Annotated in this window: 13 protein-coding genes and 2 pseudogenes; 7 read left to right on the forward strand and 8 right to left on the reverse strand. The window is 38.2% G+C overall.

Annotated elements, in window-relative coordinates:
- Nucleotides 1–52 precede the first annotated feature (52 nt).
- The 3 genes and pseudogenes from ACMAZF_RS13025 to ACMAZF_RS13035 form a co-directional block, all read left to right on the forward strand.
- Nucleotides 53–784: pseudogene (locus ACMAZF_RS13025) on the forward strand (IS1634 family transposase); the annotation flags it as partial.
- A gap of 72 nt (nt 785–856) precedes the next feature.
- Nucleotides 857–1741, forward strand: a complete 885-nt coding sequence (locus tag ACMAZF_RS13030) for an IS1595 family transposase (protein WP_435274234.1) — start codon at nt 857–859, stop codon at nt 1739–1741.
- 19 nt (nt 1742–1760) lie between these two features.
- Nucleotides 1761–2642, forward strand: a pseudogene (locus tag ACMAZF_RS13035) (IS1634 family transposase); the annotation flags it as partial.
- On the opposite strand, the gene ACMAZF_RS13040 reads toward ACMAZF_RS13035, so the two are convergent.
- From ACMAZF_RS13040 to ACMAZF_RS13050, 3 genes are all read right to left on the reverse strand, one after another.
- A complete protein-coding gene (locus tag ACMAZF_RS13040) occupies nt 2639–3301 on the reverse strand; it encodes a tyrosine-type recombinase/integrase (RefSeq protein ID WP_435274235.1) in 663 nt (220 codons plus the stop codon). The pseudogene ACMAZF_RS13035 and the gene ACMAZF_RS13040 sit on opposite strands and share 4 nt — an antisense overlap.
- Nucleotides 3302–3785: 484 nt before the next feature.
- Nucleotides 3786–4295, reverse strand: a complete 510-nt coding sequence (locus ACMAZF_RS13045) for a hypothetical protein (RefSeq protein ID WP_435274236.1) — start codon at nt 4293–4295, stop codon at nt 3786–3788.
- Complete coding sequence (locus ACMAZF_RS13050) at nt 4288–4836, reverse strand: RHS repeat-associated core domain-containing protein (protein ID WP_435274237.1); 549 nt, start codon at nt 4834–4836, stop codon at nt 4288–4290. The genes ACMAZF_RS13045 and ACMAZF_RS13050 overlap by 8 nt, the downstream gene beginning before the upstream one ends.
- A 174-nt stretch (nt 4837–5010) precedes the next feature.
- Here ACMAZF_RS13050 and ACMAZF_RS13055 point away from each other — a divergent pair, with 174 nt between their 5' ends.
- On the forward strand, nt 5011–8880 hold the full coding sequence (locus ACMAZF_RS13055) for a DUF4365 domain-containing protein (protein ID WP_435274238.1): 3870 nt from the start codon (nt 5011–5013) through the stop codon (nt 8878–8880).
- A gap of 47 nt (nt 8881–8927) precedes the next feature.
- Here the strand turns inward: ACMAZF_RS13055 and ACMAZF_RS13060 are convergent, their stop codons facing one another.
- From ACMAZF_RS13060 to ACMAZF_RS13080, 5 genes are all read right to left on the reverse strand, one after another.
- Entirely contained in the window at nt 8928–9881 is a 954-nt protein-coding gene (locus ACMAZF_RS13060; RefSeq protein WP_435274239.1) for a tyrosine-type recombinase/integrase, read from the reverse strand.
- The gene (locus ACMAZF_RS13065) at nt 9862–10344 is read right to left on the reverse strand and encodes a hypothetical protein (protein WP_435274240.1); all 483 of its coding nucleotides are present in this window, start codon (nt 10342–10344) and stop codon (nt 9862–9864) included. The genes ACMAZF_RS13060 and ACMAZF_RS13065 overlap by 20 nt, the downstream gene beginning before the upstream one ends.
- Nucleotides 10331–11095: an ATP-binding protein gene (locus tag ACMAZF_RS13070; RefSeq protein ID WP_435274241.1), complete on the reverse strand. Its 765-nt coding sequence runs from the start codon at nt 11093–11095 to the stop codon at nt 10331–10333. Before ACMAZF_RS13070 ends, ACMAZF_RS13065 begins: the two co-directional genes overlap by 14 nt.
- An 8-nt stretch (nt 11096–11103) precedes the next feature.
- Nucleotides 11104–12663 carry an IS21 family transposase gene (gene istA / locus ACMAZF_RS13075; protein ID WP_435274242.1) on the reverse strand — a complete coding sequence of 520 codons (1560 nt, stop codon included), beginning with the start codon at nt 12661–12663 and terminating at the stop codon, nt 11104–11106.
- A gap of 182 nt (nt 12664–12845) precedes the next feature.
- Nucleotides 12846–13100, reverse strand: coding sequence for a hypothetical protein (locus ACMAZF_RS13080; protein ID WP_248948870.1), 255 nt, complete (start codon nt 13098–13100; stop codon nt 12846–12848).
- A gap of 123 nt (nt 13101–13223) precedes the next feature.
- Here ACMAZF_RS13080 and ACMAZF_RS13085 point away from each other — a divergent pair, with 123 nt between their 5' ends.
- The 3 genes from ACMAZF_RS13085 (at nt 13224) to istB (ending at nt 15762) form a co-directional block, all read left to right on the forward strand.
- The gene (locus ACMAZF_RS13085; protein ID WP_435274243.1) at nt 13224–13901 is read left to right on the forward strand and encodes a hypothetical protein; all 678 of its coding nucleotides are present in this window, start codon (nt 13224–13226) and stop codon (nt 13899–13901) included.
- A 65-nt stretch (nt 13902–13966) separates the two neighbouring features.
- Nucleotides 13967–14992 carry an IS21 family transposase gene (gene istA, locus ACMAZF_RS13090; RefSeq protein WP_435274244.1) on the forward strand — a complete coding sequence of 342 codons (1026 nt, stop codon included), beginning with the start codon at nt 13967–13969 and terminating at the stop codon, nt 14990–14992.
- Nucleotides 14989–15762, forward strand: a complete 774-nt coding sequence (gene istB / locus ACMAZF_RS13095; protein ID WP_435273981.1) for an IS21-like element helper ATPase IstB — start codon at nt 14989–14991, stop codon at nt 15760–15762. Before istA (ACMAZF_RS13090) ends, istB begins: the two co-directional genes overlap by 4 nt.
- The last annotated feature ends 40 nt before the right edge of the window (nt 15763–15802 follow it).

The raw sequence follows: 15802 nt of genomic DNA on the forward strand, positions 1-15802 counted from the left end.
ACGCAGATCGCCATATTTGATCTATTACTTATCTTTGGGTGATGGAAAAATAATGGCGTCATATTCAACAAAAGGTCTTGATCATTTAGGTTTGGTTGCTGGCATGAACAAAGAGCTTGGTATTGCCAAGATAATTGATCAGGCGCTCCCTGGGCAATGTGATGGCAAGCTTATCTCTTACGGTCAATTGGTTGAAGCCATGATTTTAAATGGGCTTGGCTTTGTTGGCCGTACCTTACATATGTACCCACAATACTTTAAAGAGCGTCCTGTTGAGCGCCTTATAGGTAAAGGGATAAAGGCTGAATATATCAATGACGATGCGCTAGGCCGTTGCCTTGATAAACTTTATGAAACGGGCGTGTCAGACATCTATCAAACGTTATCAGCGAGTGTTGTTAAACATTTAGGGCTACCATGCGAAGGCATTAATTTAGACTCAACCAGTATTCATGTTGATGGTAATTATGATCATGAAGAGGACTGTAAAGCGGTTAAACTCGTTAGAGGTTACAGTCGAGACCATCGTCCAGAGTTGAATCAGGTTGTACTTAACTTGATCACTGAAAACAAAGCAGGTATCCCCGTGTACATGCAAGCTGCCAGTGGCAATATTAACGACAATGAAGGTTTTAAACATATTGTTAAACACCACATTAGTAGCTTGAAAGCGGCGCAAGATAGCCAATATTTTATTGCCGATGCCGCCCTATATACCGCAGAAACAATTCAATCACTGGATGAACAAACACAGTTATTTATCTCTCGCGCCCCGCAAAAATTAACATGCCTATGCAGAAAACTCAGGATTGAACTATACTGTGTATATAAACACACTGTATAGGTAGACATAATCATGAACATGCCAGAAGCAAGCTTTTTAGCTTGGCAAAAACAGTTTAGTACTGAAGATGATTGCTTAGAATATTTACAAGAAATGAAATGGAAAAATGGCTTTATTTGCCCGCGTTGCGGCAATGCTCATAACTATAAAATTGCCAGTCGCCACTTATACGAATGCACGCAATGTAAAAAGCAAACATCAGTCACGGCAGGGACACTTTTTCATGGGAGTAAAATCACCTTAATCCAGTGGTTTTGGGCTATCTATTTTCTTGGCTCTGATAAGGGAAGTATATCCGCACTAAGACTAAGCAAATTAATAGAAGTCAATTGGCGAACAGCGAGACTCATTTTAAAAAAACTTAGAAGTGCTATGGGTCACAGAGATAGTTTATATCAATTGAGTGGAACAATAGAGCTAGATGATGCACTTGTTGGAGGTAGACAAAAAGGGAAACGAGGTCGTGGTGCAGCAGGAAAAAAGAATGTATTAATCGCCTGTGAAAGTAAAGAGAAAAAGGCAGGATTTATTGCCATGGAAGTAGTTGATAGTATTTGCCATTTTAGCGTTGATAAGTTTGTTAAGAAGTACTTAAAACCAGGTCAGAAAGTTCGTTCTGATGCATTGGCTGCTCTGAATATAATTGACCAAGCACAGGACCATGAAGCGAGGGTAACACCAAGCCATTTGGTTGATGAATGGCTACCATGGGTACATATCGCCATTGGCAATTTAAAAACATTTTTGTTGGGTACATTTCATGGTGTATCGGGAAAATACCTACAAGAATATCTAGATGAGTTCTGTTATCGGTTCAACCGTCGATTTATTGAAAAACAAATCCCTAACCGACTGTTAAATTTGGCGATAGTTCATGTACCTGTAAAATCGTCCTGAGCCAAGTGCATAGGCATGAAAATTAAAGCAAGTAAAAGAAGCAATCGCCCGGAAAAACACACTAGATTTTAAAACACTTGATAATGGCTACAGCGCAGCATGGCTTGAGTCTGACTATGGCGAAGTAAAACAGCGTTGGTTATTAATAGAAAGCGAGCAAGCGAAAAAACGGGAGCAACATACGCTAGATAAACGTATGAAAAAAGACTCAAACGAGGTGATAAAATCATTCAAAAAATTGAGTCGACAGCGTTTTTCTTGTCCATTAGATGCAGCTAAAACATTAAATACATGGTTAAAAGCCCATAATGAGATTGGTATTGATGGCGATAAAATCCTTAAGCATGCCATATTCAAACAAAGTGGTCGCCCTAAGCTAAACCAACAACCCGATAGCTATGAGTACCAAATAACAGGGCAATTGTATTGGTCACTAAAGAGTCGAGAACAACGATTGCAAGAAAAAGGCATGTTTATGTTAGCGACCAATGATTTGAGTGAAGGGCTCACGATGGAGAAAATGCTCAGTCTTTACAAGTCTCAACAAAGTGTAGAAAAAGGGTTCAGGTTTTTAAAAAGCCCTGACTTTTTAACCTCATCACTTTATTTGAAAAAGCCAGAAAGAATAGAAGCGCTATTGATGGTAATGACATGCTGCTTAATGGTTTACGCGGCATTAGAGCATAAAATCAGAAGGGAGCTAAAGGCTCAGTCTGCCTATTTTCCCAACTTAAAATACAAACCATGCCAAAACCCAACCGCTCGTTGGGTATTCTTTTGCTTTCAGGGCATTCATGTCTTAACAATCAGTGGTGAGCAACAGCTAGTCTTAAATGTGGAAGAGAGGAACAGTATTATCATTAATTGCATGGGTAGTATCTATCAAAAAATTTATTCCTAAAAATACTGCGGAATGTCGGATTCATGATTATTTGCTGAATATATTGATGATGTTGATAACGCTGAGGGATGGCTTTTCTGATAGGTTTTCGCCAGAATAGTACGTGACACATGCGTGTATATTTGGGTAGTCGATATGCTGGCATGGCCTAACATTTCCTGCACATGCCGAAGTTCAGCACCATTATCAAGCATAATAGTTGCGGTCGCGTGTCTAAATAAATGACATGCTCCGGCACGTTTTAGTCCTGCAATTTTAACGTAACGCCCTACCATTTCTGACTGCTTATTCGCTGAATAGCGCTTACCATGATTAGCGAGAAATAACGCACTACCAGTATCAATTCTGGCCATACTCATACGCAGTTTTCCTAAATATAATGTAATCCATTCACATGCCCGTCGACTGATAGGAACAATACGATCTTTGTTACCTTTACCACGGTTAACGCGCAACACCCCTTCTGTTAGGTCAACGTCATCAATGTCTAAGTTCATTAGCTCAGTTCGTCTGATTCCCGTCGCATAAAATGTTTCTAAAATAGCGCGGTCACGCAACCCTAAAACCCCAAAGAGCAAAGGTTGTGACAGTATTTTTTCAATCTCAATTTCACTAAATAATGCTTTAGGCAGTGAGCGTCCTTTACTTGGTAGGTTCACATGCAAAAACTAATTTCGATTGAGAACAGCAAAAAAAAGCGCCTTGATATACTGTTTTGGGTATTTGAATATAACTGGTTCGAAGTTCATTCAGCATTACGAGAAATAGATAGTGGTTCGGAAATCCCGCTAAAGATTGAACAGCTTTATACCGCATATAAAGATTCCAACTCTAGAAAACACATCAGAAGCACAGAGGTACTTTATTTTTAACAATGATTCTGTGCAAAATCACCATTTTAGTGGGCAGACTATATTGGTTTGAATAGGCAATAGATAACAGCGAATTTAGGCAACTTCGCTGGTGTCAGCAGCTAGTGGCGCTGCGACTAATTGCCTACCTCACCGCCAAACGCTGCACATCACAACCATTATTCGCTGCCTAGCTCGCTGTCAATATTGCTCACTCTCAACATAAAAAAGCTCACTTATTGCTAAATAGTGAGCTTTGATTTGATAATTTTCCTAATCAATGAGAAATTATTTATTCTTCTTCAAACTTTTCGAGTAGTAACGCTAATGCTTCCCTTCGCCATTCGGGTATAGTAGTTTTTAAAGTCGTTTTAAGTTTAAATATACAGCTCTCCAAAGTATCGCCATCAATATACCCTTCCAAGCTATCTATAATATTCAGTGAATTAAACATGACTTCATTATTGTCATTTATCGCAAGGTCAACTAACTGCTCTAGGTAGTTAACTGGATTCATATTTTCCATAGCATACAATAAACTTCCACGTCGCCCTTTTGTTTCCTCTCTCCCAATCATTTCCCATAGGATAGTTAGTGATTCGTTATCGTTAATCTCTTTAATTAAAGCACAATATATGCTTCTCTCCTTAACATATGATTCGTCCAACAGTCGATGATGTACTGCTTTCAATACTGTTTTTTGATTTCTTAGGGCTTGAACATTTTTTACAAACTGTTTAAGTTCCAATTTCTCCATTCGAATATCTCTTACCGCAATATCTAAGTCAGTTTCTTTATTCATAACTATCATCTCTTCTTTGTTCTTGATCATTACGGTTTTCTTGGTCATTCAAGTAATCTTCATAAGCTTCATCACGCTCTTCGTCCGTTTCAAGATCATGTAGGCTGCCATCTTTTTGTTTTTCTTTTTCCCACCACTTCTGAAATTTTTTGTGTTTTTTACCAGAATACTTACCCCATTGATCCCGATCCTTCTTTTTACCACCTCTGAGTTCTTTGCCTTTCTTCCCTTTATTTGACCCAGAGCAACCAAAAGTGCCAGTACATATCTCATCGTCTTCGTCGTCTGTTAATTCATCATAAATAACTATACCGCCAAGAATTAGAGCGCCAATTCCATTAACTGCGGCTTCAACAGCCCCAACGCATATTGGTGCTGTTACAGGTGTGAAGCATACCGCAACTTTTCCAGTCGGGTCAGTGTATTTATAAGGATTATTATTCGCATAGACATAACGATTAAAGCTGTGCACATCACGGAAACCAACAGGATCATTACTATAAAAACGCCCAATCACTGGATCATAGTATCGTGCCTGCATATAAATTAGTATGAATTACGATCCCTACTTCCATCATAACCACATTTCAAAATGAATAATGAAAACCGGTTTTAGTTAATGCATTACTAGTGAGTAAATCAGGTTAAACCAGTATGAAGTTATGGTAAATTAATGGCATAGTAATTAATCATTATATGGAATAGGAAATTAGTTGTGAGTGATTTGCCGAAGGAAGGAAGGAGCCAAGAAATAGGAAGGCTTGCAGGAAGAGCTTTAGGCATAAAATTGCCTAAAGCTTGGATAGAGAAAGAACTTGATGGAGATACGGATTTCGGTATTGACTATATAATGCAATTGAAGTCTAGCTCTAGCGAGGTATCAGCTAGCTTTTATTTGCAATTAAAAGGAACTACCGTTCCTAAATACAACTCTGATGGGGATTTCATTTCTTATCCTTTTAAGGTGAAAACACTAGAGTATTACCACAGACAAGAGCCTGCTGTCATGGTTGCCGTTGTCGATCTAAAAGGCACTGAGGATGAGTTATGGAACTGTCCAATTTACTATTTTTGGCTAGAGGATAGTTGGTTTTTTGACAACAAAGATAAACTAGAACAACAAGATACAATTTCAGTTAAAATTCCTAAGAGTAATTTGTTGACGCCTAGCCTAGATATTTATGATTATTATGAACAGAGAATCAACGAAAAGCTTAAAGTTGCAGAATTAAAGAGAGAAATAGAGCCACATAGTAGAAATGTAGCTAAATCTTTGGAGGATATTGCTAATACCATATCTGAAAAGCCAGTTCTTTTAAAAGCGGCTGAAAAACAAGGTGACGAACCTTGGTTAGTTAATCCTAACGGCGAAACTCCAACAAAATTAAAATTATGCAGCGACTATTTAAACAGCAATCAGCTAGATAGCGCTAATAATTTATTAATTGAATTAGAATGTTCATTTCCTGAGCTTACTCCACATGAAAAAGCGGAATACTTCTATCAAAAAGCCTCATTATTGTCTCTGCAAACCAAATTTAATGAAGCAACTGAATATTTTGAAAAAGCAATACAAAATTCAAATAAAGATCGCTATAAGTTAGCTTTTTTAGAATCAAAATTTAAATTACCGGAAATTCCAGATAAAAAAGAACTTCAAGAAATCGCTGACTCCTTAAATGATGACGATTTTGGTAATGCTATGACAAAATGCAAATGTTTAGCATTGATAGGTTTGGCTGATGAAGCGCTAGATATTCTTAAAACCAAGCATTCTGATCGCATAATCGGGCAACTAGTAGTTCTTACCTTAGCTAGAAATGATGAAGAACTAGATCAACTTTTAGAAAACACCAGCGAAGATTCACTAGATAAAGATCGTGATAAATACTCGTTTCATGCTTTTGCTGCTAGGAGAGCTTACGCCAAAGCGACTCCAAACGAGTTCACGTACAATGAGGTTGTGCCAATCCAAGGAAAAACTACTTTTGACGTACATTTATTAAAAAGGGCCCTTTATCATGCAGAAAAGGCTTGGGAGTTCGCACAGAAAGTAGGATATCCAAGTGATATAACTATTTTGCTAGATATTAGCTCCTTGAGCTTTGGATATTTTAACAAGGTAGATGAACTATTTTATTACTTTGAAGAAATCCTAAAACAAAGACCACATAGTGTCGATTTAGCTAAGCACTACGCTACGCTAGCTTTTAATAAAGGACAATACAAGAAAACTATTTCCTTACTTGAGTCTCAAACAATCGAGTACGATGGCAACGACTATGGCTTACTTATTTTATCCTATTATCACTTAGGCAAGCCAAGGGTTGCTCTAGATTATTTGCAAGGTGGTGAATCAAAAATACTAGCAGATAAGCCACAAAATATAGCTTTACTATTTTGTGTAGGCTCAGAGTTAGCAGAAAAACAGATGGAAGAAGATCTAGCTAGCAGATATATAAATTTAGTTAAAGATTTTGAAAATGGAGAAGCTGTTTTAGCTATCAATTCTTTTATTCATAAGTCCAATCAAAACCCTGATCTAAGAGAGCAATATTGTGATCAACTTTATGCTGATTATTTACGCTTAAACAAGCCTGTTGAGATAGCTGAGCAACTATTTCGCTACCTGAATCCTACTGAGATTAACCATGCGCAACGTATTTGTGAGCTTGCAGAATGCATATTTTCGTCACATGAACTCTTCGAGAAAGATTATTTTAGATTAGCCCAAGCTTACATTACTTGTGAACAGCATGAGCTCGCACTATCTGTCGCCGAAAAACACATTGACAGAGAAGTTTACGATCCGTACTGGGCCATTATTCAAACGGTTTGTTATCACAGCCTTGGCCGCTTAGGATTAGCACATGATGTAATAAGAAGAGCGGTTCAGGATAATCCTTTTTCTATTGAACATCACCATTACTACGCCAATATCTGTCTACAACTAGGATTAGTAGATGAAGTTGAAAATGCATTGTTTGATATTCTAGACGCATCAACTGAGCGCGATCACAAGCTTTCAGTTTTAACTAATCTGATTTCAATACTCTCTTCTAAACCTAATTACTCTGAAAAAACGACTACAGCAATAAGACAGTTTGGCAAGTTAGTTAATCAAAATAATATGGAAGAGGAAGGACAATTTTTAATATTTTTCCTCACGTCAGCAAAAACAGAAGATAAAATTGAAATTGCAGAATTCCAAGAGAGATTGAAGAGCTATACGAATAGCTTTCCTGATTCACCTATTTTAAAGCAAGGACATATAGACGTAGATGGCGATGCAGACTCTTTAATTGACTCACTCCATAAGATGACTGGTATAACTGATGAGCAATTAGCTAAGTGGGAACAAAACAAGCTGATGATAAGAAACGGTAGCCTACCTGTACCGTTTGTTCTGCTGGAGAGGTTTCTAAGTGATACACGTGATGTTTTTACTAGTTGGATGCTTTCTCTTAATAGTTCAGAAGAGCACCTAGAATTCAAAATTAATCATGCTCCTCAACTTGATATGAAAACTTTAGAACTTGAATTAACACCAGCTCGGACGGTGATTATTGAAGATACAACGTTATTAGCTTTACATGAGTTAAAGTTACTAGAATTGTTTCTTGAAAGAACCTCAGAGTTCTGCATACTCAACTCTACCTTTGAAAGAGTTGCAAAAAATAGTCATCCAGTTGCAGGCACTATATATACAGGGCTAGCAAAAGGCATTTTAGACAATATTAATAAATTTAAATCGAAAATGGTTCTATTTCTTGATGAAGATAGTAGCCCTGTAGATTCTTATATTAACGCAATCAATAAACATGATGCGGTTTTTATTGTTGATGATTTAAATTTACTGCAAATGGTAAATGTTAGTAACAAAGAACAAGTGAAAAGCGCTAACATCTTCAATGTCATTGAATTGTTGTACAATAAAAATCACCTATCGCAAGAAGGTAAGTTTTCTCTGATCTCGAAAGCATCTTCACTTGGTTTTCGGATTCCAAATATGACCATAAGTCTGCTTGCTGAAACCCTTGCATTCCACTCTAAAACGTTGAACGAGACCGACTACTTAGAGACAGAGTTCAAAATTATCTTTGATAAGATATTTACAAATCAAAGAGATACTGTAGAAACCGTAGAACTTTTTCTTAAGATGCTTAGTGTTGCAATTAACAATTATGACATGGCTCTACAGCCCATACCTATACTTGCACTTTTGAGAGGTTTTTTATTTAGACATTGCTATAAAGACCTTGAGTCATTCGTGGCATTTTCCTTTGTATACCTGACATTAACAACTCCTATAAAAATTGAAAATCAATTGATTTCAACAAGTAAAAAACATGTAGATTTATGGAAGTTAAATCAAGATATTCTACTCAGCATTGCTGACGGTAATACTTCGACTAAGGAAATACTTTTTCAAGTTGTTCAGCAAATCTTTAAACTTCAAGAAGAAACTAGAATGCTCGCATACAATAATATTAAACATTGTTTTGTTCCAATGACTGAAGAAAGTGAAACTTTTGGGAAAGCATTTCAAGAGGTTTCTCTTCATCATAGACTGTTTAATTCGTGAGGTTAAATTCAAAGAATCGCTACAGGTTTACTAAATTTTCCACCAAGTTAGAACAACCCACTACAACCTTCCGCAGATGGATGAGTAGCCTCATAAACTTCAGACAGTTTTTTACGGCTTACATGGGTATATAGTTGCGTAGTGAGAATACTGGCATGGCCGAGCATTTCTTGGATATGACGTAAGTCAGCACCGTTGTCTAACATGGTGGTTGCGGTATTATGGCGGAATAAGTGGCAAGCGCCAGTGCGGTCAAATCCTGCAAGTTTGACATATTGTGAAGCCATATCTGATAGTTTACCTGGTACATAGCGTTTGCCGTTATTCGCTAAGAACAATGCTTTTCCTGAGCTAATAAAGGCAAATCTTGGACGTATTTTACCGATATAAAACGCAAGCCATTCACACCCACGCTGACTTATAGGCACTAGTCGCTCTTTCTTACCTTTACCATGTACACGCACCATTTTCCCGGTAAAGTCGATATCATCAACATTGAGCTTAACCAGTTCGCCACGGCGAATACCGGTGGCAAAGAATGTTTCGAGTATAGCTCTATCTCTTAGCCCCTTAATGCCAAACAATAACGGTTGTTCTAAAATGACTTCGATTTCTTCAACACTATATAGTGCTTTCGGTATCTGATGCCCTTTACTTGGTAATTCTATATCAGCTAGCGTGTTTTTCGATAACAATCCCTTCCTGTGCATATACTTCACAAAAGTTTTTACATACGTCAGTAAATTACGCTTTTGAGCAGGCCCTAACGGTTCGTTATCTAGCTTTTTACGATAGCTATTAAGATAAGCAGCATAGTCATCCATCAAGTCTAGGTTAATCAAGTCGATGGTACTGATACTTTGCACTTGGCACCAAATAATGAACTTTTTAAGGCCTCCTCGCTTATTGCGAACGGTATCTGAGCTTTGCCCTTTGGCAAGACAAAGCTCTAGATAATACTCTACACAAGGCCAAAATAATTTAGTGGTAGGTTTGTCCATGAATTAATTCCTTCGCAAAAGTCATTCCTGAATCAACAAATGCCTTAGGCTCTGGTTTGTGCCAATAAACTATTGCCTTGTCGCCACCTCGAATGCGACCAATGCGGTAGCCCGTTGCTGAAACAATATGACCATCTTCAATCGTTGGAAAAACAATACAGCCACGGAATAACTCATGACCGCTTGAGCGAATTAAACCACTACGCTGCAAACTACCACGAATAGCAGCCCCTTCAGGTGTGCGACACTTAGGAATGCACTTGCCCAAGGTTCGGTCACAAAAACCAACATCATCAATATGCTGAGTATGCTCTTCAAATAAGCAATTCATGTGAACGAATTGCTGGGCAATATCACTGCATGCAAACTGCCGCTGATAATGTTCAAACGCTTGCTGTATATATAAATCATCAAGGTTAATCTGACCTAAAACACTGAGGTAGCTTTCATTACTTGTTAACATTTTTGCCTCCTTGTTGCGCATTGATTTTTCGAAATGAATCACTTCCTGCTTCGAAAATGTATTTGAATTTCGTATGTCCAATGCGGTCAAAGATTGAATCTCCAATGTATTGTTCACCAACAGCCTTATGCCAATCGCCTACATCAAATTGAGAGGTGATAACCCAAGAGCCATTACCTTCTCGCTCTTCTACCAAATTGAACAACAGTAAACGCTCTTCATCTGTTAATGGCGTTAAGCCCCAGTCATCTACTATTAGCACTGCCATGCGGTTAAGCTTTTTAATGTACTTATCAGTCTCGCCATTAAGCTCTGCCTCAACCAGTGATTTAATGAGGTGTCGATACTTTAAAAACTTAACTTTAAAGCCCTTAATGATTGCCCCGTTACCAACAGCTGAGGCCGCAGTTGTTTTGCCTAAACCTGAAGCGCCAATGAGTAAAACATTTTGCATATTATTTACCCATTCGCATGAACCTAATACTTGGATATCTTCAAGAGAGAATGGCGACTCATCATTTATAGGTAAGTTCTCCAACATAGCCAGCGGCCATTTTAAGGCAGCATTTTTTCTAGCTAAGCGTTGAGAATTTTCAAATCGTGATGCTAATTGAATGTCAAAAAGCTCTTCAATTGCCTTATCCAAAAGCTCTCTCTCTATGTCGTGATTTTCAGCGACCTGCTCATATCCACTCATCGCTGCTGATAATTTTAATTGCTGAAATTTCTCGGTTAATTGCGGACTGATCATGTGACCTCCTAATGCGAATTGTAATAATCAGCACCACGAAGATGCTTATTAGAAAAAGGAATTTGAACTAATGAGTTAACATCACTCAAATCAACGTCATAAGCCTTACTAGCAATAACATCTCTTAATCGTGTTGGTGACATTTGGTTGTACAAAGCAGCGAACTCACAGGCTTTTTCAAACTCCTCATTGGATAAATTAGAAGACTCAGCAAGCTTGATGATCTTACGACAACGCTCATTAGCCAAACGTGACTTTTTGTGGCTACAATCAAACTGAGCAGCAATAACTTTTTTAGTATATTCGCCATATACTTCAGCCCATTCCCAATAATAATCAATGTCTTTATCTTCGAAATATTGATGGTTAGGTGGCATATGTTCAAAAACACGAGTGAGTTCACCAATTGCATAGCTACGTTTATGAGCCGCTATCATTTTTCCTTGATAAAATATTTCAATATTTTTAGGCTTTACATGAATAGAAACAGGCTTATTAGCATACGTAAAAGGTACAGAATAATAATGCTCTTTAACTAAAACGCAGTAATCTGTTGGCACATTCATTTCGTAAACGTTTTCTATTAATTCAAAGGGTTTATCTGGTGATGCTTTCAACACTGGTTGATCGACACCTTCAAATAGAGCTTCTCGTGAAGTGCTGAGCTTTTGAAACCTCTCTTTGTTTAACTTACTACATTGCTCAAATAAGTGTTTATTCATCGAATCAATACCATCAAACTGCATATCTAACATATCCGAAATAATGCGATTAGTTACAAAACCAACAGCGTTTTCAGCAATTGCTTTATCTTTAGGTTTTCTTGGTCGTCCAGGTAAAATATTTGTGTTGTACCACTTACCAAATGCCTCATAGTTCTTATTGAGCACCTTCTCAGGATTTGAAGAGGAGACGAGTGCTTTAGGGTTATCGGGAATAATGATTTCAGGCACACCACCATAAAACTCGATCATAGCGACATGTGCTTCAATCCAGTCCCTGGTTGTTTGCCTCGGTGTAGCGTATAAAAAAATATATGATGAAACGCCTACAGTGCTGACAAAAATACTAGCCTTTAATGGGTCGGTTACATTTTCTGGCGAGTAAGGAACCTGAGTGCCGGCGTAGTCAACATAAGCAATTTCACCGGCATTATGATTAAGTTTCATTGATAGCTTAATCAGCCCCTCGTACTCTCGAATAAACTTGTAAAACTGAGTCAGTTTATACGCTGCGCCATCAGGACAAGTAGGTAGGTATATTTGGTAGTAAGCATTTCTCTTCGTTTGCTTTGGCTTACTAATGAACTCAATAACATCGTCCATATTAGGTTTAATTTTTTGAACATTTCTAAATGGCCAATTTGGAAAGAAAAGTACATTAACTTCTACTTCTTCCATTGTTTCCATTGATTGCCACGAGATATTATTTTCTTCCAATACCTTCTTTGTTTTCATCACGGTAACGTGGGAGCAATCAGTAGTACGTGCTACCGCTCTTAGTGATAATTTTGTTGTTTGTAATAGCCTGGCTATCAAACATCGTTTGCTTTTCGACAACATAGTCATTCCTCATGATTCATTTTCATAAGGCGCAGCTAGCCGCAGACTTCACTTGATGAAACCTTGACAAAACGACTATTGGAGACAATGCTTATAGCTGTCGTGTTTGAACCAATCGACAAAGCAATTTAAGCCTCAAAGTTACCAGCTTTGGGGCTTTGTCTTTTCTACGCCAACCTTTTATTACGTCATTTCTCCTCCCTTGCTTGCTCTGCTAACCACCTAGCAATATCTTTAACTAATGCATGCGTTCCTCTACGGTTAGGCACTATAAATGTGGGGATAGGTAGTGTTTTTCTTACTACTGCCTGCCTCAACGCATATATCGAACTGTAACCAAGCGCCTTTTGTAATTCAGCGCCCTTTAAAACAGGGCTGCCGTACATTTTTAGTAAGTCCTGCTCTAACTTTTTTGCCAGTTCATCAACTTCATCTTCACTCATGCCATCCCCTTACAAGACCAACTAAGACAAGTTGACTAATAAATAATCTAATTAAGACTAGACTTAATGTATTTATGCGTCAGTGCCATTTTTTTAAGATTAGTGTCATCCCTTGGAGGGCTTATGCCTTTTAGAAAAATTCAAAGTCATTACAGCAAAGGGAAAAGCTTTAGTCAGTTTCAGCAATATCGTTCGCTGCCAAAGCGATTACGTAAAATAGCGGCAGTGTTCTGGGTTAGTTTTTTATGTGAGGAAAAAAAGGCTGATAACCATTATCAATTAACCAAATCTATTATTGATGATGACTCTATCGATAAAACCCATTCAGAGTTTCGGTCAATTTATCGGTTTTTAATGCGTAAATCGAAAGGTGAAATATGCTCTAGGTATCATCCGATTCAGCATATTGAAAGCTATGAACAAGAATGTACTCGTTTGCTTTATCACCCTATATGGCCATTATTGGCATCAAACAAAACAAACCATTTAGAATTAACTGATATCGTTGCTCAGCTTCCTCCTCAGATTACATCGTGTATATCTACAGATAACGGTTTCTCGCTAGATGCAGACTGGGAATCAATTTGTAAGCAAACAAACCTAGATGCTCTATGTGGATTGTTGGCTTTGGCTGTATGGGTAAACCATGAATGTGATGGTATTAATACTCAAGAAAAATTAACCGTTCTCTCTCAATTGAACGAAAGCATTTTCAAAATGGTTTTCCGTATGTATACACTCTTTATATCAGAGGCTGATTTTGAACCTTTTGCTTTTATGTCACCAACGGTGCAAAAATGACCCACTAACATCGATCCAAAATTGACCCACCGATGTATCATTTATTTATTTTTAGGTGATACGGTATGTTAACGAAGGAGCTATTTGTGAATATTAAAGTCCTGCATAAACAAGGCAAAAGCATTCGCGCCATTGCCAAAGAATTAAACGTATCGCGCAATACTGTGCGTAAATATTTAAGAGGCTATGACGTGCCTCATTATACAAAACGACATTCACCACCGACTAAACTCAGTCCCTTCCATGAGTATATTCAAGGTCGAATAGATGCTGCAAAACCACACTGGATCCCAGCTGTTGTTTTGTTGTCAGAAATAAAATCTAGAGGTTATCAAGGTGGAATAACGCAACTCAGGGTGTATTTATCCCCTTTCAAGCAATTAACACCAGAGCCTATTGTTCGATTTGAAACCGGTCCGGGTCAACAAATGCAAATAGACTTCACCACGATTAAACGCGGAAAGCTTACCATTAAGGCGTTTGTGGCAACCCTTGGCTATTCACGAGCCTGCTACGTCTATTTTTATGACCATGAGCGAACAGAAGCATGGATGGACGGATTAAGGGAAGCATTTCACTATTTTGGCGGCGTTCCAAAACAAGTGTTATGCGACAACGCTAAAGCATTAGTTATTGAGCGCGATGTTTACGGTGAAGGAAAGCACCGTTGGAATCAATCGTTTCTTGATTTGGCTGAGGAATATGGTTTTCAACCCAAAGCATGTCGGCCGTATCGTGCTAAAACCAAGGGGAAAGTTGAACGATTTAACCATTACTTGAAGAATAGCTTTGTTGTACCACTGCATGCAACGCTCAAGCAAGCGGGCTTATCGTTAGATTGTGCAAATGCCAATAGCAAAATTGGCGGATGGCTAAACGATGTCGCCCACCAACGTATTCATGGTACGACCGCACAAAAGCCGCAATACCTCCTTGATGAAGAAGTGGCGTACTTACAACCGCTTCCACAAAAACTTCACAGCAGTTTGGATTTAAAGAGCAGCGCATTAGTGTCGTTTATTGCGCCCATTGATATTGAATGCTATCAACACCCGATATCTGTTTACAGTGAACTACTGGAGCAACTATGAGTATTCAACATGAACAAATCGCTTCAATATGTGAGCAACTCAATTTAAGAAATATAGAAAACAACTGGCCTAACATTGCGAGTCGATGCGTCAAAAATGAAAGTAGTTATGCTGACTTTTTGTATCAGATCCTCACTAGCGAGTTAGAGAATAAGTATGATCGGGCGCGAGAAATCATGCTAAAAATGTCCGGTTTTCCAAGCATCAAAACACTAGACCAATTTAACTTCAAGATTGCAACAGGGGCACCACGTAAAGCGATAACGGAGCTAAGCTCGCTTGCCTTTATTGAGCGGTGTGAGAATGTCATTTTACTAGGTCCAAGTGGTACAGGTAAAACGCACTTAGCCATTGCGTTAGGTTATAAAGCCATTGAGCAACGCAAGAAAACACGTTTTATCAGTGCCGCAGATTTAATGCTTCAGCTAAGCAGTGCACAGCGGCAAGGAAAATTGAAAAGCTACATGCAACGCTCTATTCTTGCTCCTCGGTTGCTAATCATCGATGAGATAGGCTATTTACCATTTGGCCGTGATGAAGCAAATCTATTTTTTAATGTCATTGCCAAGCGTTATGAAAAAGGCAGTTTGATTCTAACGAGCAATTTACCCTTTGGACAGTGGCCGAGCGCCTTTTCAGATGATGCAACTTTAACAGCGGCCATGTTAGATCGCGTACTACATCACTCTCATGTGTTGCAATTAACTGGCGAAAGCTATCGATTAAGAGAAAAAAGAAAAGCGGGTATTATTGATACCTATCAAGACTAACTGGGTCAGTTTTCAATCGATGAATTACTGAAAAAGTGGG

This window comes from Psychrobium sp. nBUS_13 (assembly GCF_051201665.1).
In the GTDB taxonomy this organism is placed as follows: domain Bacteria; phylum Pseudomonadota; class Gammaproteobacteria; order Enterobacterales; family Psychrobiaceae; genus Psychrobium.

Excerpts from the sequence above, each read along its gene's own strand:
- ACMAZF_RS13050 (WP_435274237.1), bottom strand. The coding sequence starts at position 4,836 with ATGCAGGCACGATACTATGATCCAGTGATTGGGCGTTTTTATAGTAAT.
- ACMAZF_RS13045 (WP_435274236.1), bottom strand. The coding sequence starts at position 4,295 with ATGAATAAAGAAACTGACTTAGATATTGCGGTAAGAGATATTCGAATG.
- istA (WP_435274242.1), bottom strand. The coding sequence starts at position 12,663 with ATGACTATGTTGTCGAAAAGCAAACGATGTTTGATAGCCAGGCTATTA.
- ACMAZF_RS13065 (WP_435274240.1), bottom strand. The coding sequence starts at position 10,344 with ATGTTAACAAGTAATGAAAGCTACCTCAGTGTTTTAGGTCAGATTAAC.
- ACMAZF_RS13080 (WP_248948870.1), bottom strand. The coding sequence starts at position 13,100 with ATGAGTGAAGATGAAGTTGATGAACTGGCAAAAAAGTTAGAGCAGGAC.
- ACMAZF_RS13030 (WP_435274234.1), top strand. The coding sequence starts at position 857 with ATGAACATGCCAGAAGCAAGCTTTTTAGCTTGGCAAAAACAGTTTAGT.
- istB (WP_435273981.1), top strand. The coding sequence starts at position 14,989 with ATGAGTATTCAACATGAACAAATCGCTTCAATATGTGAGCAACTCAAT.
- ACMAZF_RS13070 (WP_435274241.1), bottom strand. The coding sequence starts at position 11,095 with ATGATCAGTCCGCAATTAACCGAGAAATTTCAGCAATTAAAATTATCA.
- ACMAZF_RS13060 (WP_435274239.1), bottom strand. The coding sequence starts at position 9,881 with ATGGACAAACCTACCACTAAATTATTTTGGCCTTGTGTAGAGTATTAT.
- ACMAZF_RS13085 (WP_435274243.1), top strand. The coding sequence starts at position 13,224 with ATGCCTTTTAGAAAAATTCAAAGTCATTACAGCAAAGGGAAAAGCTTT.
- istA (WP_435274244.1), top strand. The coding sequence starts at position 13,967 with ATGTTAACGAAGGAGCTATTTGTGAATATTAAAGTCCTGCATAAACAA.